This window comes from Parasediminibacterium sp. HNIBRBA5674, assembly GCF_056745525.1.
Genome location: NZ_JBQWIE010000001.1, coordinates 120,431 through 142,453 on the forward strand (window position 1 = coordinate 120,431; position 22,023 = coordinate 142,453).

Consider the following 22,023-nt stretch of genomic DNA (forward strand, 5'->3'; position numbering starts at 1 on the left):
CATCTAAAACTTGTGATTGATAATGTGTGTATTGAGTAACAGTTTTTGTTAGCAAGCTGCATTACTACTAGCATCTTCGGTTGTGTCACTCACTTGTACGCTTGGTAATTCTATTGAGCATTGATGTAGCACTAAAAGTAGCATTGGTATACGCTTAGATAAATGATGAGTAAAGAATAAAGCGCTGCAGTGTGCGACGCAACGAAGCTTGATTGAAAAACTACAGTTGGTAACAAAATAATAAATAGTTGTGCCGCAAAGCGGCACATAAAAACATAGGTTATGATATACAACGAAGGCGGTGAACTAAGGTATTTAACATTGAGAGAATTAACTACAGAACTTGCCATTATTGGTGGTGGTGTTGCTGGTGCTTGTGCTGCTATTACGGCTGCAAGGCAAGGCCTTAAAGTAGTGCTAATACAAGACAGGCCTGTGCTTGGTGGCAATGCAAGTAGCGAGGTAAGATTGTGGATGCTTGGTGCTACATCGCACATGGGTAATAATAACCGCTGGGCAAGAGAAGGTGGTGTGGTTGATGAAATAATGGTTGAGAATACGTACAGAAATCCTGAGGGTAATCCTTTGATTTTTGATACTGTGTTGTTAGATAAAGTAATAGCAGAACCGAATATTACATTGCTGTTAAACACAGCAGTGTATTATGTAGAGAAATCGTCTACCGATGAGATTAGTGCAGTGCGTTGCTTTTGCAGTCAAAACTCGGTTGAGTACATTGTACAAGCGCCATTATTTTGCGATGCTTCAGGTGATGGTATTGTAGGATTCTTATCTGGTGCGGCTTTTAGAATGGGTGCAGAAAGTAAGGATGAGTTTGGCGAGTTATTTGCACCATCAAAAGAGTATGGTGAATTATTAGGCCATAGCCTTTATTTCTATAGCAAAGATGTAGGCAAGCCTGTAAAATTTGTAGCCCCTTCTTATGCTTTACAAGATATAACAACAATACCTCGTTTTAAGAACTTTAATACCAAAGAATATGGTTGTAAACTTTGGTGGCTTGAGTATGGTGGACGTTTAGATACTGTACACGATACAGAAAAAATTAAGTGGGAACTTTGGAAAGTTGCTTATGGCGCTTGGAACTATATTAAGAACTCAGGTAAATTTCCTGAGGCTGAAAACCTAACACTAGAATGGGTAGGTACAATACCAGGTAAGCGTGAAAGTCGCCGTTTTGAAGGTGACTATATCATTAAGCAACAGGATGTAATTGAACAACGTTTACATGATGATGCTGTGGCTTTTGGTGGCTGGAGCATTGACTTACATCCTGCTGATGGTGTGTTTAGTGAAAAGCCAGGTTGTAATCAATGGCATAGTAAAGGTGTGTATCAAATTCCTTATCGTGCATTGTATAGCAGAAACATTAAGAACTTGTTTTTAGCAGGCCGTGTTATTAGTGCTACACACGTAGCTTTTGGCTCTACAAGAGTAATGGCTACAGCAGCGCATGCTGCACAGGCTGTAGGTGTGGCTGCTAAATTATGTTTAGATAATAAATTGCAACCTGCTGCATTGTACAGTAATAATTTAATTAAGCAATTGCAATTAGAACTATTAAAAACGGGTCATCACATACCAGAAGTAGTATTGCATGACACGAATGATTTAGTTCAACAAGCAACTATAACAGCATCAAGTGAATTAGTATTAACTGAGTTGTCAGAAAGTGCTATTGTAAAGCCATTAGAAGCATCTGTTGCACAAATGGTTCCATTGAAAAAAGGTAAGGTTGAAAGCTTTGTTTTTTATGTAGATGCAGAAGAAGCAACATTGCTAGAAATAGAATTACGCATTAGTAGTAAGCCAAGTAATCACACACCAGATGTGGTTGTTGATAGTAAAGTATTATCTGTTAATGCAGGAAGCAATACTATTTATGTAAGCTTTGATGCTGAGATGGAAAATGAGGCTTACGGCTTTGTAACCTTTATTAAAAATTCAAAGCTACAATTACATTATACTGATAAGAGAGTTACAGGCGTATTGTCTGTTTTCAACTCAATTAACAAAGCTGTTTCCAATTATGGTAAGCAAACACCACCAGAAGACATTGGTGTAGAAGATTTTGAGTTTTGGTGCCCAAAACGTAGACTAGAAGGACAGAATGTTGCATTTAAATACTTGAATGGTATAGATGCATTTAAAGCTACTAACGTAAGCAATGGTATTGATAGACCTGTATCGAAACCAAATGCCTGGGTGGCTGATTGGAATGATGCAAAACCTCATTTAAATATTGCTTGGCCTGAAGCAAAAAGAATTAGTCAAATCGACATTTTATTCGACACAGATTACGACCATCCAATGGAATCTGTATTGATGGGGCATCCTGAAAATGTAATGCCTTTTTGTGTAAGAAATTATACAGTAAAAGATGACAAAGGAAACGTTGTTTTTGAGAAGACTGATAACTATCAAACTTTTAACAGTATTAAGTTTGAACAGCCTATTAGTACTAATCAATTAACAATTGAAGTTGCACATCCTTCTAAAGAAGTGCCTGCAGCTATTTTCTCTGTAAGATGTTATTAAATGAAAAGTAAGGTACATCAAATACAGCGTATGTTAAGAGGTAAATCATCAACGATGTTAAAAAAAATTGGTCACTTTTTAATAGTGTTATTATTAGTGCAATGCACTACAGCACAAACACCCGCTGAACTTGTAAAAATTGAAGCATCTCAAGCAGGCGCTTCATCGTTGTTTTATAACCCAAATGTTGAAGCCGTTACAACAATAGAAACTGGTAGTTTTTATCATGAAAAAGAATGCATGGTGCGGGGCGGATTACCTAATTTTTTTAAAAAAATTAATGCATCAAAACCAGTAACAGTTGGCTATATCGGTGGCAGTATTACACAGGGCAATGTTTGTTATAGAATGCAAGCATCTAAATACATTCAGTTACAATATCCAGATATAACTTTCAAATGGATGAATGCAGGTGTGTCTGGCACTGGTACAGACCTTGGCGCATGTCGCATACAAGAGCAACTACTACAACATAAACCAGATTTGATTTTTATCGAGTTTGCCGTAAACGGTGCGTACCAATCTGGCATGGAAGGAATCATTAGGCAAATTATAAAAGACAATCCTGAAACAGATATTTGTTTGTTGTACGCAGCAGCAAGTGGCCACACCAAAACGTATATTGAAGGTAATATGCCTGGTGGTGTAAAAGGTCTTGAAGGGATAGCCGAGTATTATAACATTCCATCTATTCATTTAGCAATGGAAGCAGCACAACTTGAGAAAGATGGAAAATTGATTTGGAAAAAGGATGGAAATAATACCGATGGCAAAATTGTATTTTCTGAAGATGGGTTGCATCCAATATTAGCAGGGGGCAATTTATATGCTGCTGCAGTTGCTAGAGGTATTCAAAAAATGAAACATTTTGCTTCAGAAAACAAACATGTTCTTCCTAAGCCTTTATTGTTGGATAATTGGGAAGACGCAAAAATGTTCTCGCCTTATGAAGTAGCTACATTTGATAGTAATTGGAAGAAAACAGATACCAAAATAAATGCCTCACTTAAGCAGTTTAATGCATGGTTTCCTTATGTAATGATAGCTGAAAAACCTGGTAGCAGTTTCACATTTAAGTTTAGAGGAACAATGTTTGGCATATTTGATATTGGTGGGCCAGAAGTTGGTCAAATAGCCATTGCTATCGATGGTAAGCCTGTGAAATTCGAAGAAGTTTCAAGTAATGGTTTAAGACGATTTAAAGTTGCTACAACAGGCATTGAGACATTAGATAGGTTCAATAATTTTTGCAACAACCGTTATCGAGGTCAATATAGTTTTGTTGAAATCGAAAACGGCGAACATACAGTAACCATCAGTATTTCGCCTTTAAAGTCTGATAAAGTAAAAATATTGGGCAGTAAAAAATCTGATATAGCAGAACATCCTGAGAGGTATGCTAAAACAGATGTTTACTTAGGTAGAATTTTACTAAGAGGTGATATTATTAGGTAATTATAGAATTAACTGACAAAATAGAAAACGATGAGAAAAATAAATGGCTTGCGTTGGTGGATTGTTGCACTACTTTTTACTGCAGCAGTATTAAACTACATCGATAGGCAAACCTTGTCGGCATTAGCACCTACTATTCAAAAGGATTTAGGGATGGATGATACTGACTATGCCAATATTGTCAATATTTTTCTGATAGCTTATACCATTGCGTACATTATTTCTGGGCGTATTGTAGATAAAATAGGCACAAGGTCTGGCACATTATTATTTGTTGTTTGGTGGTCTATTTCTAATATGCTTACAGCAGCTGCAAGAGGCGTAACGTCTTTAGGTACTTACCGTTTTATGCTAGGTTTAGGCGAAGCAGGTGTTTGGCCTGCGGCATCAAAAGCAGTATCAGAATGGTTCCCTGCTAAGCAACGAGCTTTTGCAATTGGCTTGTACACCATGGGGGCAACTATTGGCGCCACTATTGCGCCCTACATTGTTATTCCTTTAGGTACTTATGCATACGCACAAAACTTTCCTGCCATTGCGAGTTGGCTAGGTCAAGGTACAGGTTGGCGCTTGGCATTTATATTAACTGGCTTAGTGGGTTTATTGTGGATTGTTCCTTGGCTTTTAATTTATAGAACGCCACAAAAAAGTAAATTAATCACCAAAGAAGAATTAGCTTTTATAGAAGATAAAGATGAAAATGAAGCCAAAGAAACTATTGTAAGCGAAAGATGGTCATGGAAGCAAGTATTGACATACAAAGGCACTTGGTTATTACTATTGGCTAGATTATTAACCGATCCGGTTTGGTATTTTTTTCAATTTTGGTTTCCTAAATACTTGGCTTCTGAGCGTCATTTATCGCAAAATGATTTAAAAATAACTTGGGTTATTTATGCTGCCGCTGGTGTAGGTAGTTTATTCGGTGGTTGGTATTCTGGTCGCTTAATAAAACAAGGCAAATTGCCAGTTTCAAGTAGAATGTATGTGATGTTCGCTTGTGCTTGTATCATGCCATTATCACCTATCATTAGCAGGGTTGCTAACATAGATATTTCTATGGCCATTTCAGCTGCTGTTGTGTTGGTATCATTAGCATGGCTAATAAACATAAGCTCAATTATTGTTGATATAGTACCAAGTCATTCATTAGGAACAGTATTCAGCATTGTAGCAGCAGGAAGCACACTAGGCGGCATTATCATGAATATGATTGTAGCTGCAATGATTGCAGGTCCATCAACAAAAGCATCAGGATTTTTAGATCAGGGTTTACACTTCATCTTGTCGCCAATTTTAGATATGGTTCAAGGAAAAGGCTACACACTTTGGTTTTTCATCATTGCCTTCTTACATCCTTTGGGCTGGCTGCTACTGAAGTTTGGCGGTATTACAAAATTGCAAGCAGCTAAGTAGTTTCATTAAATACGTGATAACAGTTAACGACGCCTTCTTTGGTTTAATTATAGTTACACAAAAAATCCCACTATTTTTTATAGTGGGATTTCTATTTTAAAAAGGTCAGTAAAGTAATAAAATCCTACCTCAACTATTGCATCTCTAACAAGCGTTGATAAATACCACCATTGGTTATTAAACTATCGTGTGTGCCACGTTCAGCAAGTTCACCTTTTCTTAAAACTATTATGTCATCTGCGTGGCGAATAGTACTTAATCAGTGTGCTATTAAAATGTTTGTTCTGTTTTGCATCATGTGTTAATGGCACCTTGTACCAAGTTGAAAAAAAATATAGAGCAATATTGCTTTTTTGTGATTTTAGGTAAAATAGTATTCGACTAAAACTTTTCATTTTCGAGCTTAATAAAATATGAGGGGTAAAGTAACTAATTTTGCAACCAATAAAACAGTTAAAGAAATGAAGGAAGGAAAGCGTCAAAAGCAAGTTGCATCGGTATTTCAAGCAGAATTGAACGATATATTCATGAAACTAGGTCTAAATATGTTTGAAGGTGGTATGGTTTCTATAGCCGATGTAAAGGTTACGCCAGATTTATTAGAGGCTAGAATTTACTTGAGTTTATTTCAAGTTGAGAATCCTACACTTGCTATGAAGCATGTTGAAGAAAGGGCTTGGGAAATAAAAAAATTATTAGGCGAGAAAATTAAAAGTCAAGTACGTAGAATGCCTGTTATTCACTATTTCCTTGACGATACACTTGAACATGTGTTTAAAATGGAAGAATTATTTAAGAAAATTGAAGAAGAAAAAAAGGCGAGAGAAGCGAAAGGTGAATAGTCAATTGTGAATCGTCAAACGTGAAAAGTGAGCGAAGCGAACCTATTATCTCCGATTATTTGTGCTATCTGCGGGCAAAATAGTCTATGAAATTTTAGATTACAAAATCTAGCAGTAAGAATCATACATCTCAAATCACAACCCGATAGCTATCGGGTCATAAATCCCAAATCGTTTGAATCTTCTATTTGCATGGCGGTATTTTAAATCTAAAAAAACAACTAATGCCATCAATATTATTGCATGGATTAGTGTTACTGCTATTGCGGTAGTTACTGCTTCACTAATTGTGGTGTTTAGTGTGTTCAATGGCTTTGAAGAATTGGTAAAAGGGCTTTACACAGATTTTTATGCTGATGTAAACATAAGTGCAGCTAGCGGTAAAATTATTCATCTTTCACCTGCGCAAATAGCCAGTATTAAAGCGACAGAAGGTGTTGCGGCTACCAGTTTAGTAGTGCAAGAAAAAGCGTTGCTAATGAATGGCGATAACCAAAGTATTGTGATTGTAAAAGGCATTGATGAAGCGAATACATCTGTTAATAACATTAGCCAGCATATTATTAATGGCAAGTTTAACACTGGTACTACAGCCGCACCACGCTTGGTATTAGGCGCAGGTGTTGCTTACGCTATTAATGCTAATGTTGAAAGCAGTTTAACACCTTTGGTACTAAACTTACCCAACAAACAAGCCACCAAGTTTAACTCAGAAGAAGGCTTTAACGCTTATAGTTTGTATGCAGCTGGTAGCTACGCTGTGCAGCAAGAGTTTGACGATAAGTATGTATTTACCAACTTGCCCTTCTTAAAGTATATGCTGTATATGGGTGCAAATGATTACAGCGCAGTAGAAATAAAATTAGCACCAAAAGCCAATGCTGATAAAGTAATAGATAAGCTAAAAGCCTTGCTAGGAAAGGATGTTGTGGTAGCAACGCGTTATCAGCAAAACCAAAGTTTGTATAGTGCTATGCAGGTAGAAAAATGGGTAATTTATGGTGTAACCTGTTTAATACTAGCTATTGCGGCTTTTAATATTATTGGTGCTTTAACCATGCTAGTATTAGAAAAACAAAAAGATATTGCAGTACTCAAAGCCATGGGTGCATCAGATATAGTGGTGCGTAACATCTTTTTAAGTGAGGGCATTCTGCTAGCCATTGTAGGTACAGCCGTTGGTGTGGTTTTGGCTACGCTTATTTGTTTATTACAAATTCAATTTCATTTAGTGCCATTACAAGGTGGTAGCTTTTTAATAGATTATTACCCTGTGCAATTATTAGCATCTGATTATGTAGTAGTAATTGCTACAGTATTTGTAATTGCTGTATTGGCTGCATATTTACCTGCACGTAAAGCAAGTGAACAAGGTGTTTCGTTGCGAAGCTAGTAATGCACTAGACCTCACCATTCAGGGCTTCTGGTTGCGTTTATTATCTTTATCTGTGTGTGAAAAATGACTACTGAACAATTGTCAATTATCTCTTCGCCATCTCATTGCTTGTATTAACTATCAAAAAAGCCCACTTTACTGTAGAACAGCTTTCAAAAGCCCTTTTTAGCCTTTAATTGTACCTAAATAATCATTATTTACAATGGTAGAAGCTAGTTTTTGCCCCTAGCAATGATTAATTGTGTCCTAGCAATCATTGCTTGGCTTGAGGCAATGGTTAAATATTCCGAGCAATGGTTGCTAGGGCTGTAGCAGTAATTGCTAGCAGTGGGGCAATGGTTAAAAATGTTCGAGCAATGAGTAATTGTGTATTAGCAGTGATTGCTCGGCTTGGGGCAATGGTTAAATATTTCTAGCAATGGTTGCTCGGGATGAAATAATGATTAAAAATGTAAGAGCAATGATTAAACATGCATTAACAGCTGTTGCTAGGCTTGAGTTTACTAAAGGTGTCGGTTTTTAAAAAGCTAGCGACTTTTTCTACAATTCTTTTTCCATATACACCACTTCTGGTAATGGATTTTGATAGTAGGCGTTAGTAATTACAAAGCCATATTTTTTGTACAAATAGATAGCTGCTTGTAAGCGTTCTAACGTATCAAGTTTCATTTTTTTATAGCCCAATGTTTTGGCGGTAGCCAATAATTGTTGCACCAAAGCATCACCAATTTTATGCTTTCTAAAATCTGGTTTTACATATAAACGTTTCATCTCGCAACTACCATCTGGCAAGGGTTGTAGCGCTATGCAGCCTGCCACTTCGTTATTGTAATAAGCTAAAAATAATGCGCCTTTGGGTGCGCCATATTTTTTTAAAGGATCTGCAAGTTCTGCATCAAAGCTTTGAAAGCATAAGTCTGCATTGAGTTCTAAAGCATAGTCTTTAAACAATTGTATGGCAGTAGATAATTCAGGGCCTTGCTGTGTAATGATTTTGATAGATAACATACAGTATTGTATTTGCTGCAAAGAAACAAAGGATTAAGGTATTGGGTACAAGAATAACTACGCTTAGATAAAAGTTTAACGGCGAGAAAGGCGTTGCAGTGTGCGACGCAACGATGTTATATAGTAGTACTAAAGCTGGTTACCAAAGAAAAAAACTAATGGTCGCAGTCTTCTTTGTGGGCGTGATTGTGTGCCCTGCAAAAACGATAATTGATGTAATGCGCTATCACCACTAAAATAAGTGCTGGGGCTAGGAAATAAAATTGTAAGTCGTGCCAGGCTTGCTTGGCAAATAAAAAACCAATGCCTGCAACAAACAAAGTGATGGGCAAAATATTGTGGTGGTGTTTTTTGTAGCCATGGTAAAGCGAGTAAATACCTACCACCAAGGCAAGAATAATCATACCGTATTCAAAAGCAATATTTTCAATTATATCTACACCAAACAGCGGCAAACTAGTGAACACAAGCGGCAGCAACGCACAGTGAATAGCGCAGGCAATAGATGCAGAAATACCAAGTGCGTCCCAATTAATTTTAAAATTCATTACTGCAAAAGTAGTAATGTGCAACAAAGTTGCAAATTATTTGTTTCTATTTAAAAATGCTAAGGCAATTGCCAAAACACATTAGTAAGTTTGCAACGTAAAAAAATAGCAATGAGTAAGAAGGTATTGATTTATCTAGGATTTTTTGTGGTATTAGTACTAGGCTTTTGGTTTTTTCTGTTTAAAGGCACCGATGCGTGGAAAACAAAATTGAACATCATTAGCTATGTAAAGCCTTTTAGTTTTAAAAATCAAGATAATTTAGACTTTACTGAGCGAGATATGTTAGGTAAAGTGTGTGTGGTAGAGTATTTTTTTACATCATGCAAAGGTATTTGCCCAAAGATGAATACCAATATGAAAGGCATTTACCAGCAGTTTAAAAATGAGCCTGACTTTTTAATTGTATCGCATAGTTGCGACCCAGAAACTGACAGCGTTCCACGTATGAAATGGTATGCCGATAGTATGAAAGTAGATACGAAAAAATGGACTTTTTTAACTGGTAGAAAAGATAGTTTGTACTTGCAGGCTCGTAGTAGTTACTTGCTAGATGATCCTAAAAATTCGCTTGATAGAATTCAAGACCAATTTATTCATACACAGTTTTTTGCTTTGGTAGATAAAAATGGTCAGGTGCGTGGGCAAGTGTATGATGGTTTAAAACCTAACGAAATAGAAAAATTGAAAGAAGATATTGCTGCCTTGCTAAAAGAAAAAGCGGGGAAAGGTAATTTTGTAAATGGTATTTTTAACAACAATCCATAATTGAACTATGGCTACTACGGTTGCAGATATTTTAAAGGCAAATAACTTAAGCATTACAGACAGTAGAAAAAGTATTTTAGAACTTTTTAAGCTGAGTAAAGGCGCTTTGGCACATGCTGATATTGAGAAGAAATCATCTGCACAGTTTGATAGAGTAACCATTTACAGAACCTTGCAAACCTTTGTAGACAAAGGCATTATACACGCCATACCTACAGCTGATAATAGTGTGTTGTATGCTTTGTGTAAAGATGATTGTAGCGCTGGTCACCATCACGATAACCACGTGCATTTTATTTGCGATAGCTGTGATACTACGTATTGCCTAGACCATGTAACCATACCATCAGTAAACTTACCAGAAGGCTTTACCCAAAAACAAACCGATGTTGTGGTGAGTGGTGTGTGTAAGAATTGCAAAGCCCCCAACCCCTAAAGGGGTGTTTGAAAAATAATTGTTGCGATTATTTCCATTCGTGTAATTCGTGAAATTGATTTTTAATTCGTGCTTAGAGATTAAATCCTTTCAGTTCTCTAAAATGCCCGTTGAGTTTTATTTTGTCTTTTAGGTTTTCTATACCAGCAACCATTGGTAATACTTTCGCCAAATGGCGTTTTAAATATTCTAAACGTTGGTCTTCTCGCCATAAACCAAGCAATTCATATTCTTCTTTTACTGATAATCCTGCATGGTGTGCAACATCGTAACTCATCAATAAATCATCAGGTTTTTTAAAATCTTTTTGCACTTTAAGCAGCTTATGTAGTTGTCTTATATCTGCAACAATGTTCGCCATCATGGCACTTTTCAATCGTTCATCATTAGTAGGGTAGGTAACTATTGCGCCGCTGTACAGCTTATCTGGTAAGCTTTTGATGGTTTCTAATATTTTAAAAATACGAGTTCCTTTGGTGCGAATATCCATTTTGCCATCAGCGTGTACTTCTACTATTTCTGTAATTTCTAAAAGCGTACCAAGCTCGTTGATGCCATTGTCTAACACGGTAGGTATGCCAAATGGTTTTGCCTCGGCAAAGCAATCGGTAATTAATTGTTTGTAGCGAGGCTCAAAAATGTGCAGGTTCAATTGTTCGCCTGGATATACAACAATACCTAATGGAAATATGGGGATGAAATTGGTCACTATTTTATTTCTTGCATATCAATTAATCTTTTGTAAATACCACCTTTAGCAATTAAAGTTTCGTGGTTACCACGTTCTGCAATATTGCCTTTTTGCAACACAATAATTTCATCTGCATGACGTATAGTGCTTAGCCTATGAGCAATAACAATACTTGTGCGGTTATGCATTAAATTATTAATAGCATCTTGTACCAAGCGTTCACTTTCGGTATCTAGTGCAGAGGTCGCTTCGTCTAAAATGAGAATTGGTGGATTTTTTAATATTGCACGAGCTATTGTTATTCGTTGTTTTTCGCCACCACTTAATTTATTCCCTCTATCACCAATATTAGTATCAAACCCTTTTTCTTTACTCATAATAAAGTTATAAGCGTTAGCAATTTTTGCAGCTTGTATTACTTCTTCGTGAGTAGCAAGGGGATTACCTAATAATATATTATTCGCTATTGTGTCATTAAACAAAATGGCCTCTTGTGTTACAATACTTATTTGATTTCTAATGCTTTTTAAAGTATAATTTTTAATCTCTTTTCCATCTATTAGTATCGTACCAGATAATGCATCATGAAATCTTGGGATAAGGTCTGCTAATGTACTTTTACCAGAGCCACTACTACCTACTAATGCAATTGTTTTACCCTTTTCTATATTAATTTGTATGTTATTAAGTATTGTAACGTCGTTGTAAGCAAAATTTACAGACTTAAACTCAATAGATTTTGAAAAATGGTTTAAAATAATACCATTCTCATTATCTTCTACTGTATTTATAGTTAGTAAAATATCTTCAATTCGTTTTAGAGAAGCCGTACCTTTTTGAATGTTATAAAATGTGTTACTTAGGCTTTTTGCAGGATTAATTATTTGTGTAAAAGCGGCTATATATATAATAAATGAAGCAGCCGTAAGGCTAGATTCTGAATTGCTAAGTACTAGCTTTCCACCAAACCAAAGTATCACGCAAAGTACCAAAACACCCATTATTTCACTCAGGGGGCTTGCTAGTTCTCGCCTCAGGTTCATTTTATTTTTTATTTTAAATAAATCATTATTAATGCTAGTAAATTTCTTGTCTACTATAATCTCTGCATTAAAAGCTTTTATTATTCGCATGCCAGAAATTGTTTCTTCTAATACGCTTAAACCCTCAGACGATTTTTCGGCGGCAGCATTACTTTGCTTTTTTAAGGTTTTACTTATTTTGCCAATTACTATGCCAGCAATAGGAAGCAATATCAATAATATGAGTGACAATTGAGGACTAAGATATACCAGATAGCAAAGATATACAATTACAGTGGCAGGATCTTTTATTAAACCATCTAAAACGCTACTTACAGTTGCTTCTAGCTCCCAAGTGTCATTCGTCATTCTACTTATTAAATCACCTTTTTTTTGTTCTGTAAAATAGCCAATTGGTAGTGTAAGTACCTTTTTGTACAGGTCATTTCTTACTTGTACCATTACTCCATTTCTTATTGGGTTCATCATATATATACTAATGTATAAAAATAAATTTTTGAGCAAAACCGAGCTTGCTATAAGTATACAAACTGCACCTAGCGCATATTGTCTACCTTCTTTTGTTATAATTTTACTAATATAAAACTTTAAATATTCTACTGCACTTAAAGACTGAAAACTCGAAATTGGATTATTGGAAACCAGCTTATCTTGTTTAAATATCAGTTCCATAAATGGTAAAAGCATGGTTATGGATACTAAACCAAATATTACCGAAAGCAATACCGATAATATATAAAAAATGATATTTTTTTTATAAGGAACAAAATATTTTATTAATCTGCTGTATTTTTTCATGTATTTAATAATTAATATTAATAAAAAAGTAAAACTATTCTATTGTTATGGTTGCATTTTAAACCTTTTTATTGGCAAAATATTGGTCTATTTAAAATGTAAAAAACAATCTTTTTGGTCTGAATTTAATTTAAAATAGTTTTCCTAAGCTTATCCGTTATGAACAAATGTTTCACAATGAAATCGCCTTGTTTGATTTTCCTAAACCCTAAATTACACGCTCTGTACCTCATATTTTTTTGTAGGCATTTTTGAATTATTTACAAGTAGAACTTTCATCAACTAAAGAAAATGAAAATCAAAATTATGACTAAAGCGGCTTTTTAGCTCAATACTTATAAATTCAAGATGCTTAAAACTTCGAAACTTAAAATAGTATCACTTTGCTTAATTTTGCTAGTTGTATACCGCACTCATTTCTTTTAAAGACTTTTATTTTTTTGATTTAATGCTATTACTTTAAATTCTGTTAAAAATTCACTATGTATATCTCTGGATTCACTATAATTAAAAATGCAGTATTAAATAATTATCCTATTGTTGAAGCTATTACTTCTATATTGCCTGTGGTAGACGAAATGGTGGTATTAATAGGTGATTGTGATGATGCCACCGAGGCATTGATTCAATCTATCAATAGCCCTAAAATTAAAATTCATCACTCTGTTTGGGATAAAAATTTGCGCAATGGCGGTACTGTTTTGGCAGTTGAAACCAATAAAGCTTTGAAATTAATAAATAAGGAAAGTACTTGGGCATTTTATATACAAGGTGATGAGGCTGTGCATGAGAAATATCATTCTACTATTTTAAAAGCATGTGAAGATTATCAGTATGATAAAAAAGTACAAGGTTTACTCTTTAAGTATTTGCATTTTTATGGTAGTTACAATTATGTAGGTGATAGTAGACAGTGGTATTTAAATGAAGTGAGAATTATTAAAAATGATACTCGAATATCTGCTTACAAGGATGCGCAAGGATTTAGAATTGGAAATAAAAAATTATATGTTAAAGCCTTAGACGCTTATGTTTATCACTATGGTTTTGTAAAAAGCCCCGAGCAGATGAAACAGAAAATTAAAAACGTAAGTAAGTTGTGGCATGTTGACGATGAAATTGTCGATTTATTAAAAGAACCAGATTATTATGATTTTGAGAATGAATTTGATTCACTTAAAAAGTTTACTGGCACTCATCCAAACGTATTTCAAGAGAGAATAAAAAAACAAAATTGGACGATGAATCCTGATTTATCTAAAAAAAGATTTTCAATTAAATATAGACTTCTTTACATCCTTGAAAAAATAACTGGTAAACGGTTCTTTGACTTTAAAAATTATAAATTATTACGTTAAATACACTCAACTCAACCATTTTTAAATGATAGCCCATAAAACGCTTGACCTTTCTATCAAAAAGTACAAGTATCAATTTTTAATTTGTACGCTTGTTACTAATTGGGAAGAGTATGAGTTAATGAAAAACAGTTTTGCAGCATGTGGTTTTTTGCCAGATGATTGTGCATATTTAGCTACCGATAATGTAAAAGAAAATACCTGTGATGCATACCAAGCCATTGCCAGCTTTATACAGCAAAACGAAGCAGAATATTTAATAATTGTTCATCAAGATGTTAGGTGTATTGATAGTAAACAGCAATTAATAAACTGCTTACACCAACTTACTCAGTTAGATAGCAAATGGGCTATATGTGGCAATGCTGGTGCAATGGGGTATCACAACGATATGATCCATATAACCAATAATGGTAAAATTGTAAAAAGTAATAATTTGCCAGCACAAGCAAACTCTCTAGATGAAAACTTTTTGGTTCTAAACTGCCGAAATTCTATTTCAATATCTGCGAATATTTCAGGATTTCATTTATACGCTACAGATTTAACTATTACGGCTGATTTTTTAGGATACACTTCGTATGTAATTCCTTTCATGGTTAATCATTTAAGCCTTGGTAATTTAGTGGAGCTTAAAAAAAATGTGTCACCATTTATTTTAGCTTATGGCTTGAAATTTAGAAGTAGATATATTCAAACGCCTTGTACTAAATTTTTTCTTAGTAATTCTGTAATAAAAAATAAGTTTTACAATCTACCATTTGTTTTCTTTTTTGTAAAAGCTGTACAACGTTTAAAACAAATAAAAAGGTTGCTGTTAAAAGGTCGAGAATACAACAAACAAATAGAGAATGTAAAGTAAACTCAGAATCTTATAATATTAACATCGGTTAAGCTTTTATTGATAAAATCTGCAATTTCTTTCACATTTTTTTCTGTACCAATTTTTTTAGATACATTTTTAAAATTAATTATTGATATTTTTATTTTTTTTTGTGAAATTAGGAATTGGTACAACGATGCCAAATAATGCCAACGGAAAGTAACAATTCTAATGAGCGCTTCGGGCATTAATTGTAAATACCATAGATATTTTTTAATGCCCTGTAAATGTATGGCATGCAAAAACATTTTATTCCTATCGTAAATAATGTTAACTGATTTTTTTTTATGATTTTTTTTTATAGTTACAGATATTTGATGACGGCAAATACTATTATGATGATATATACATAAAAAGCCTAGCCGCCAAGCTCTTAAACTCAACTCAAAATCTTCTGTGTAAAAGGGTGAAAAAATAGTATTAAATCTACCAATCTTTAAAAAAATATCTTTGTCAAAAAGCATATTTGCGCCAGATAAATACATGCTATAAATGCCACCATTCATCTTAGATTCTTCTTGCAACAAATAGTTGCCAGTTGTTTTAATCTTTACACCGTGAAATGATGGATATTTGGCGCCATCCTGTATTACGTCGTCGTTCCATCCAACTATTCGGCCCATAACACCAAAAACTTTAGGATTATTAAAATAAATTAACTGTCCCTCAAAATAATTGGGTGTTAATTTCACATCACTGTTTAAAAGTAATACTTTATCATATTTAGTAGCTAATATGCCCATATTGGCAGTGGCCGAGAAACCAGAATTCTTCAGTGCTTTTATTATAATAATTTTTGGATAATTTTCTTGTAAAAATTCAACAGAATTGTCTGTAGAAAAGTCGTCTGCCACAATAATTTCATAAGGCAATCTTGTATTTTCTAAAGCCTCGAATACTGAACTGAGTGTGCTTTTAAAGAGGTTAGCACCATTAAAATTGGGTATTACCACAGATATGCCTGTTATCATTTCTCTAACTTTAAACAAAGTAATATTAAAAATGCCTTTTGCCGAAACATGCTGCTAAAATACTTCTTGTAAATACTTAAATTTGTTTTTTATAAATAATTAATAATTAATAATTAATTTAATGCAACAATGTAAAATTTGCGGAAATGCAAACGGTAATAAAATTTTTAGTGCTGAAGAAAAGATGTTTGGCTTTAAAGACAAATTTGATTATGTTGAATGTGCTAGTTGTCGTTGCATACAGATAATTGAAGTTCCAGCCGATTTAGGCAAGTACTATCCTACATCAAGTTATTATTCATTCAAAAAAAATTTTAGTACAAATAATTTAAAAAAAACTATTTCACAATTTCTGGGTCAATTGAAGGCTGATTATATCATCAATAATAAAAATAGAATAATTGGATGGCTATTGTGCATTAACTATATCATCCCTGACTATTATAAATGGCTTAAAAAAACTAATGCAAGCTACAATGACTATATTTTAGATATAGGGTGTGGTGGCGGTACATTATTATATAATTTTAATAAAATTGGCTTTAAAAACCTCACAGGTGTTGATCCTTTTGTAGAAAAAAGTACTGATGAAAAAAGTATAAAAATTTATAAGAAAACCTTGTTCGAGATAGTTGGTAGTTTCGACATTGTTTTTATGATACATGCTTTTGAGCATATGTCAAATCCATTGAGCGTTTTAAAAAAAATATATACTATATTGAATAAAAATGGATATTTGGTAATACAAATACCTATTGCTGAATCTTATTATTGGGAAAAATATAATACCAATTGGGTACATCTAGATGCACCTCGCCACTTATACATTCATTCGCATAAGAGTATTGAAATACTCGTTAGTCAAACACAATTTGATATCAGTGAAATATATCACGATGGTACTGAATTTCAATTTTTAGGTAGCGAACAATATATTAAGGGTGTAAACTTAACAGCTAACGATTCTTATTTTACAAATAAAAAGAAATCTTTTTTCACGAAAGAAGATGTTAAAAAATATAGGGAAATAGCCAAAACGCTAAATAGCCAAGGAAAAGGCGGTCAAGCAACTATTATTCTGCAAAAAAAATAGTTTTTTTAATATTTAGACTATGTTTTACCAGCTTTTACTACAATTAGAACAACACAATTTTAAAGCATTAGCTCGTTGTATTTCTTTGGTAGAAAATAAGGCAACTGGTTACAATGATTTTTTAGCGCAGCTACCTAATACAGGCGGTACATCAGTTATTGGTATTACAGGCGCACCAGGTGCAGGTAAAAGTACATTAACAGATGCGTTAATTGATGCTTTTGTTGCTGATAATAAACGAGTTGGTGTATTGTGTGTTGACCCTTCATCACCGTTTAACCTAGGTGCGTTACTTGGCGACAGAATAAGAATGAGCAATTGGTACAATCACCCCAATGTGTTTATTAGATCTTTGGCTACTCGTGGCTCTTTGGGTGGTTTACACCCACAAATTATTGAGATTATGAGCGTTATGCAAGCGGCTGGTTTCGATTATATTATTGTAGAAACAGTAGGTGTGGGGCAAAGTGAAATTGAAATTGCAGGATTAGCTGATACAACTGTGGTTGTAGTGGTGCCAGAAAGTGGCGATGAAATACAAACCATGAAGGCAGGGTTAATGGAAATAGCCGACATATTTGTAGTAAACAAAAGCGATCGACCTGATGCGGATAGATTTGTAAAAAATTTACGTCAGTTATTAGCACCTACATACAACAATACCACTTGGCAAGCACCTATAATAAAAACCACCGCTTCGCAAAAACAAGGTGTAAACGAGCTTGTAAGTAATATTCATCAACATTTGCAAGAGTTGACTACTTCTGATAAGAAATATTGGTTATTGACAGAAAAGGCATACAAGTTAATTGAACAATCACGTATGAAAGATATTGACAAACAAGTTTTGTTAAACGCTATAAAGGTCGAGAGTCAAAACAAAAACTTTAATCTTTTTCAATTTGTTCAGAATCTGAAATTCTAAGGCAATTTATTTTGTTTCACTTTTTATTAGCAATGTTTAAACATTTTATTTGGCTGCTTAAACAAAATCTGTTTAACTTTGCGTAACACAATCTTAAACAAGTTTTTATGACAGCAGTAGAATTCAACCAAATGTTAGCTAATAACACGGAGTTTTTGAAGCCATTTGCCATTACACTTACACGTGATAATGAACAAGCGAAAGACTTGTTTCAAGAAACCCTGTATCGTGCTTTGGCCAATAGAGAAAAGTACAATACAGGTACCAATATTAAAGCTTGGTTGTACACCATTATGCGCAATATTTTTATTAATAATTACCGCAGAAAGGCTAAACAAAATACCATTTTTGATACCACACCTAATGAGTTTTTAATAAGCAATTACCAAGGTGCCGTAGCAAACGATGCTGTGGCAACCATTAACATTAAAGAGGTACAAGCAGCAATACATGGCTTGCCTGAAATTTTTAAAAATCCATTTTTATTATATTTTGATGGTTTTAAATACCACGAAATAGCCGACATGCTTGGTGAACCGTTAGGTACTATTAAAAGCAGGATTCACTTCGCTAGAAAATTATTAAAAAATCAACTAGACCGTCATTAGTCTCATCAAAATTCCCTAATTTTCCCACTTCATGCAACAGAAATCGGTAATAATAATTGGGGCAGGTTTTGCTGGGCTATCTGCTGCCAGTTTTATGGCAAAAGCAGGTTATAAAGTAACGGTACTAGAAAAACACGGTATTCCTGGTGGTAGGGCTAGGCAGTACCAGGCACAGGGTTTTACGTTTGATATGGGGCCAAGTTGGTATTGGATGCCTGATGTTTTTGAAAGATTCTTCGCTCAATTTGGGAAAAAAGTTCGTGATTATTACCAACTTAAAAGATTAGACCCTTCCTACAGTGTGTACTGGCAAGATGGTAAAATGGATGTGCCAGCCGACTACAATGCATTGAAAGCATTGTTTAATAGTATAGAGCAAGGTAGTGGTGAGGCACTGGATAAATTTTTAGCTGAGGCCGAATACAAGTATGAGGTTGGCATCAATAAACTTGTACACAAACCCGGTAGAAAATTATCTGAATTTATTGATTGGGATTTGATGACAGGTGTGTTTAAGCTAGATGTGTTTAACTCAATGAAAGACCACGTAGCTAAGCACTTTAAACATTCACAACTACGCGAATTACTAGAATTTCCTGTTTTATTTCTTGGGGCTTTGCCCGAAAAAACACCTGCATTGTACAGCCTAATGAACTATGCAGACATTAAAGGCGGTACTTGGTATCCTGAAAAAGGGATGTACCAAATAGTGCAAGCCATGTACAACCTTGCCAAAGAACTTGGTGTTGATTTTCAGTTTAACCAAAATGTGGAAGAAATAGTGGTTGAAAATGGGATAGCTGTTGGGGTGAAAACAATTGAGCAAAGCAAGTCGAGAATCGAGAATCTAGAATCGCTAGATACTGCCGATTCACGACAAATGACTAACGTCTATAAATCTGATGTAGTAATTGCTGGTGCTGATTATCACCATGTAGAAAGCAAATTATTGCCTAAATCTTGTAGAAGTTATAGCGATGATTACTGGAACAAAAGAGTAATGGCACCAAGTTGCTTGCTATATTACGTTGGCTTAAGTAAAAAGATAGACAATATTGAGCACCATACTTTGTTTTTTGATACGTCTTTTGATGTACATGGTGCAGAAATTTATACTACCAAGCAATGGCCTAGCAATCCGCTGTTTTACGTAAGTGCAGTATCGGTTACAGACCCAAGTTCTGCACCTGAAGGCTGTGAAAATTTGTTTATATTAATACCGGTAGCTACAGGCTTAACAGGTGACGATGAGGCTTTAAGAGAGAAATATTTTGATATGGTTGTTGAAAGAATGGAGCAAAAATTACAACAATCTATTAAACCGTTTGTTGTTTACAAAAAATCGTACGCACAAAGTAATTTTATAGAAGATTACAACGCATTTAAAGGCAACGCTTACGGATTGGCAAACACACTTTTACAAACAGCTATTTTAAAGCCAAGTTGTAAAAGTAAAAAGGTTAAAAACCTGTTTTATACAGGTCAATTGACTGTGCCAGGGCCAGGTGTGCCGCCAAGTTTAATAAGTGGTGAAGTGGTGGCGAAAGAAGTGGTGAAAGAATTTGGAAAATAGAAACACAGATTAAACGGATTAAAGCAGATTTCTTACGTGGAATTACGCTTTGATAAAAGTTGATAAAGAACAAAAGTTCCAGTGTGCGACGCAACAGAAGCTGAGACAACAACAAAAGCCGACAAACAAATAAACATATCAAGGGCCATGACCAACATGCAACTTTTTCATAGCGTAAGCCAAGAATGCAGTAGAAATACTACGGTACAATACAGTACTAGTTTTTCTTCTGCCATAAAACTGTTGCATAAAGACCTACGACAACCTATTTTTAATATTTATGGTTTTGTGCGCTTTGCCGATGAAATTGTAGATACTTTTCATGGTTATGACAAGGCTAATTTGCTTGCAGAATTTAAGGCTGCTACTTACGAAGCTATTGAAAGAGGCATTAGTTTAAACCCAATTTTACACAGCTTTCAGCTTACAGTTAATGCTTACAATATTGATACAAAATTGATTGATGCTTTTTTGTATAGTATGGAAATGGATTTGGACAAACGCAAGTACGATAAAGCAGGCTACGAAGAATATATTTATGGTAGTGCAGAAGTGGTAGGATTGATGTGTTTGTATGTGTTTTGCAACGGCAATAAAACTGAGTACGAACGCTTGAAACCTGGTGCAAGAAGTTTGGGCGCTGCGTTTCAAAAAGTGAATTTTTTAAGAGATTTAAAAGCTGATTTTGAAGGGTTGGATAGAGTGTATTTTCCTGGCTGTGATTTTAGAAACTTTACTGCTGAAGATAAAGTATTAATAGAAGCAGATATTCAAAAAGACTTTGACGATGCCTATGCTGCCATATTGCAATTGCCTATGCAAGCAAAATTTGGTGTGTATGTAGCGTATAAATATTACCTCTCGTTGTTTAAGAAAATTAAACAAATACAGCCTCAGCGAATTATGGAAGAACGTATTCGTATTCCTGATTACAGCAAAGCTTTTATACTTGCAAAAGCTGGTATTAGAAGCCAATTAAACATTCTTTAGATTAAAAAGATTAAAGCTAGCTTAAGATTGATGGATGGAGGCATGTTTGCCTCTGTGAATCACTTATTCGTATTATTTTTAAGCCATGGAAACAGTTGTACTTGTAAATGAATTGGATGTAGAAATTGGCTTAATGGAAAAAATGGAAGCGCATGAAAAAGCGCTACTACACAGAGCTTTTAGTGTGTTTGTATTTAACAAAAAAGGCGAATTATTACTACAACAAAGAGCGCTACGCAAATATCATAGCGGTGGGCTTTGGACAAATACTTGTTGCAGCCATCCTAGACCAAATGAAGATACCCTAGCTGCAGCACACCGTAGGTTGCAGGAAGAAATGGGTTTTGATACTGAACTTACTAAAGCATTCGACTTTACTTACAAAGCAGAATTTAGTAATGGCCTTACAGAGCATGAATTTGACCATGTTTTTATAGGTACTTACGATGGTTTGGTACAGCCAAATTTTGATGAAGTAGAAAGTTATGCTTATCGTGCATTGCCTTTAATAGAAACGGCTTTAAAAACTAACCCCGATTTTTTTACAGAATGGTTTCATATTGCTTTTCCTAAAGTGGTGAGCTGGCTAGCCGAAAACAAAAGCTAAATAATTAGGCATTGCATTAGTATTTTTACTGCCAATTACTAAAAATAGATTAGGT

The 22,023-nt window shown here is 34.5% G+C and carries 20 protein-coding genes; 15 read left to right on the forward strand and 5 right to left on the reverse strand.

From position 1 onward, the window contains the following. Positions 1-282 precede the first annotated feature (282 nt). From ACT9TX_RS00470 to ACT9TX_RS00490, 5 genes are all read left to right on the forward strand, one after another. On the forward strand, positions 283-2,559 hold the full coding sequence (locus ACT9TX_RS00470) for an FAD-dependent oxidoreductase (protein ID WP_481336078.1): 2,277 nt from the start codon (positions 283-285) through the stop codon (positions 2,557-2,559). Then, positions 2,560-4,014 carry an SGNH/GDSL hydrolase family protein gene (locus ACT9TX_RS00475; RefSeq protein ID WP_481336079.1) on the forward strand — a complete coding sequence of 485 codons (1,455 nt, stop codon included), beginning with the start codon at positions 2,560-2,562 and terminating at the stop codon, positions 4,012-4,014. Between the two features lie 30 nt (positions 4,015-4,044). Continuing rightward, positions 4,045-5,430, forward strand: a complete 1,386-nt coding sequence (locus tag ACT9TX_RS00480; protein ID WP_481336081.1) for an MFS transporter — start codon at positions 4,045-4,047, stop codon at positions 5,428-5,430. A gap of 413 nt (positions 5,431-5,843) precedes the next feature. Continuing rightward, on the forward strand, positions 5,844-6,272 hold the full coding sequence (locus ACT9TX_RS00485; RefSeq protein ID WP_481336082.1) for a ribosome-binding factor A: 429 nt from the start codon (positions 5,844-5,846) through the stop codon (positions 6,270-6,272). A gap of 175 nt (positions 6,273-6,447) precedes the next feature. Next, positions 6,448-7,665 (forward strand): FtsX-like permease family protein, encoded by a 1,218-nt coding sequence (locus ACT9TX_RS00490; RefSeq protein ID WP_481336084.1) that lies wholly within the window; start codon positions 6,448-6,450, stop codon positions 7,663-7,665. A 543-nt stretch (positions 7,666-8,208) separates the two neighbouring features. On the opposite strand, the gene ACT9TX_RS00495 is transcribed toward ACT9TX_RS00490, so the two are convergent. Beyond that, a complete protein-coding gene (locus ACT9TX_RS00495) occupies positions 8,209-8,676 on the reverse strand; it encodes a GNAT family N-acetyltransferase (protein WP_481336085.1) in 468 nt (155 codons plus the stop codon). Between the two features lie 155 nt (positions 8,677-8,831). Then, positions 8,832-9,224: a MerC domain-containing protein gene (locus ACT9TX_RS00500; RefSeq protein WP_481336086.1), complete on the reverse strand. Its 393-nt coding sequence runs from the start codon at positions 9,222-9,224 to the stop codon at positions 8,832-8,834. A gap of 111 nt (positions 9,225-9,335) precedes the next feature. On the opposite strand from ACT9TX_RS00500, the gene ACT9TX_RS00505 reads away from it, so the two are divergent. Beyond that, complete coding sequence (locus ACT9TX_RS00505) at positions 9,336-9,992, forward strand: SCO family protein (protein ID WP_481336087.1); 657 nt, start codon at positions 9,336-9,338, stop codon at positions 9,990-9,992. A gap of 7 nt (positions 9,993-9,999) precedes the next feature. Next, on the forward strand, positions 10,000-10,428 hold the full coding sequence (locus ACT9TX_RS00510; RefSeq protein ID WP_481336089.1) for a Fur family transcriptional regulator: 429 nt from the start codon (positions 10,000-10,002) through the stop codon (positions 10,426-10,428). A 73-nt stretch (positions 10,429-10,501) separates the two neighbouring features. Here the strand turns inward: ACT9TX_RS00510 and ACT9TX_RS00515 are convergent, their stop codons facing one another. Further along, on the reverse strand, positions 10,502-11,137 hold the full coding sequence (locus ACT9TX_RS00515; RefSeq protein ID WP_481336090.1) for an LON peptidase substrate-binding domain-containing protein: 636 nt from the start codon (positions 11,135-11,137) through the stop codon (positions 10,502-10,504). Continuing rightward, a complete protein-coding gene (locus tag ACT9TX_RS00520) occupies positions 11,137-12,960 on the reverse strand; it encodes an ABC transporter ATP-binding protein (RefSeq protein ID WP_481336091.1) in 1,824 nt (607 codons plus the stop codon). The genes ACT9TX_RS00515 and ACT9TX_RS00520 overlap by 1 nt, the downstream gene beginning before the upstream one ends. Before the next feature lie 482 nt (positions 12,961-13,442). Between ACT9TX_RS00520 and ACT9TX_RS00525 the strand changes: the two genes are divergently transcribed. Beyond that, positions 13,443-14,318 carry a glycosyltransferase family protein gene (locus ACT9TX_RS00525; RefSeq protein WP_481336092.1) on the forward strand — a complete coding sequence of 292 codons (876 nt, stop codon included), beginning with the start codon at positions 13,443-13,445 and terminating at the stop codon, positions 14,316-14,318. 25 nt (positions 14,319-14,343) lie between these two features. Beyond that, the gene (locus tag ACT9TX_RS00530) at positions 14,344-15,180 is read left to right on the forward strand and encodes a hypothetical protein (protein WP_481336094.1); all 837 of its coding nucleotides are present in this window, start codon (positions 14,344-14,346) and stop codon (positions 15,178-15,180) included. Positions 15,181-15,182: 2 nt separating this feature from the next. Here the strand turns inward: ACT9TX_RS00530 and ACT9TX_RS00535 are convergent, their stop codons facing one another. Further along, on the reverse strand, positions 15,183-16,172 hold the full coding sequence (locus tag ACT9TX_RS00535; protein ID WP_481336096.1) for a glycosyltransferase family 2 protein: 990 nt from the start codon (positions 16,170-16,172) through the stop codon (positions 15,183-15,185). A gap of 121 nt (positions 16,173-16,293) precedes the next feature. Here ACT9TX_RS00535 and ACT9TX_RS00540 point away from each other — a divergent pair, with 121 nt between their 5' ends. The 6 genes from ACT9TX_RS00540 (at position 16,294) to idi (ending at position 21,968) form a co-directional block, all read left to right on the forward strand. Next, positions 16,294-17,265, forward strand: coding sequence for a class I SAM-dependent methyltransferase (locus ACT9TX_RS00540; RefSeq protein ID WP_481336097.1), 972 nt, complete (start codon positions 16,294-16,296; stop codon positions 17,263-17,265). Positions 17,266-17,284: 19 nt separating this feature from the next. After that, a complete protein-coding gene (gene meaB, locus ACT9TX_RS00545; protein ID WP_481336099.1) occupies positions 17,285-18,190 on the forward strand; it encodes a methylmalonyl Co-A mutase-associated GTPase MeaB in 906 nt (301 codons plus the stop codon). 107 nt (positions 18,191-18,297) lie between these two features. Beyond that, a complete protein-coding gene (locus ACT9TX_RS00550; protein ID WP_481336100.1) occupies positions 18,298-18,798 on the forward strand; it encodes an RNA polymerase sigma factor in 501 nt (166 codons plus the stop codon). A 31-nt stretch (positions 18,799-18,829) separates the two neighbouring features. After that, positions 18,830-20,371: a phytoene desaturase family protein gene (locus ACT9TX_RS00555; protein WP_481336101.1), complete on the forward strand. Its 1,542-nt coding sequence runs from the start codon at positions 18,830-18,832 to the stop codon at positions 20,369-20,371. A 147-nt stretch (positions 20,372-20,518) separates the two neighbouring features. After that, positions 20,519-21,361: a phytoene/squalene synthase family protein gene (locus tag ACT9TX_RS00560; RefSeq protein WP_481336102.1), complete on the forward strand. Its 843-nt coding sequence runs from the start codon at positions 20,519-20,521 to the stop codon at positions 21,359-21,361. Between the two features lie 85 nt (positions 21,362-21,446). Continuing rightward, complete coding sequence (gene idi, locus ACT9TX_RS00565; protein ID WP_481336103.1) at positions 21,447-21,968, forward strand: isopentenyl-diphosphate Delta-isomerase; 522 nt, start codon at positions 21,447-21,449, stop codon at positions 21,966-21,968. Positions 21,969-22,023 lie beyond the last annotated feature (55 nt).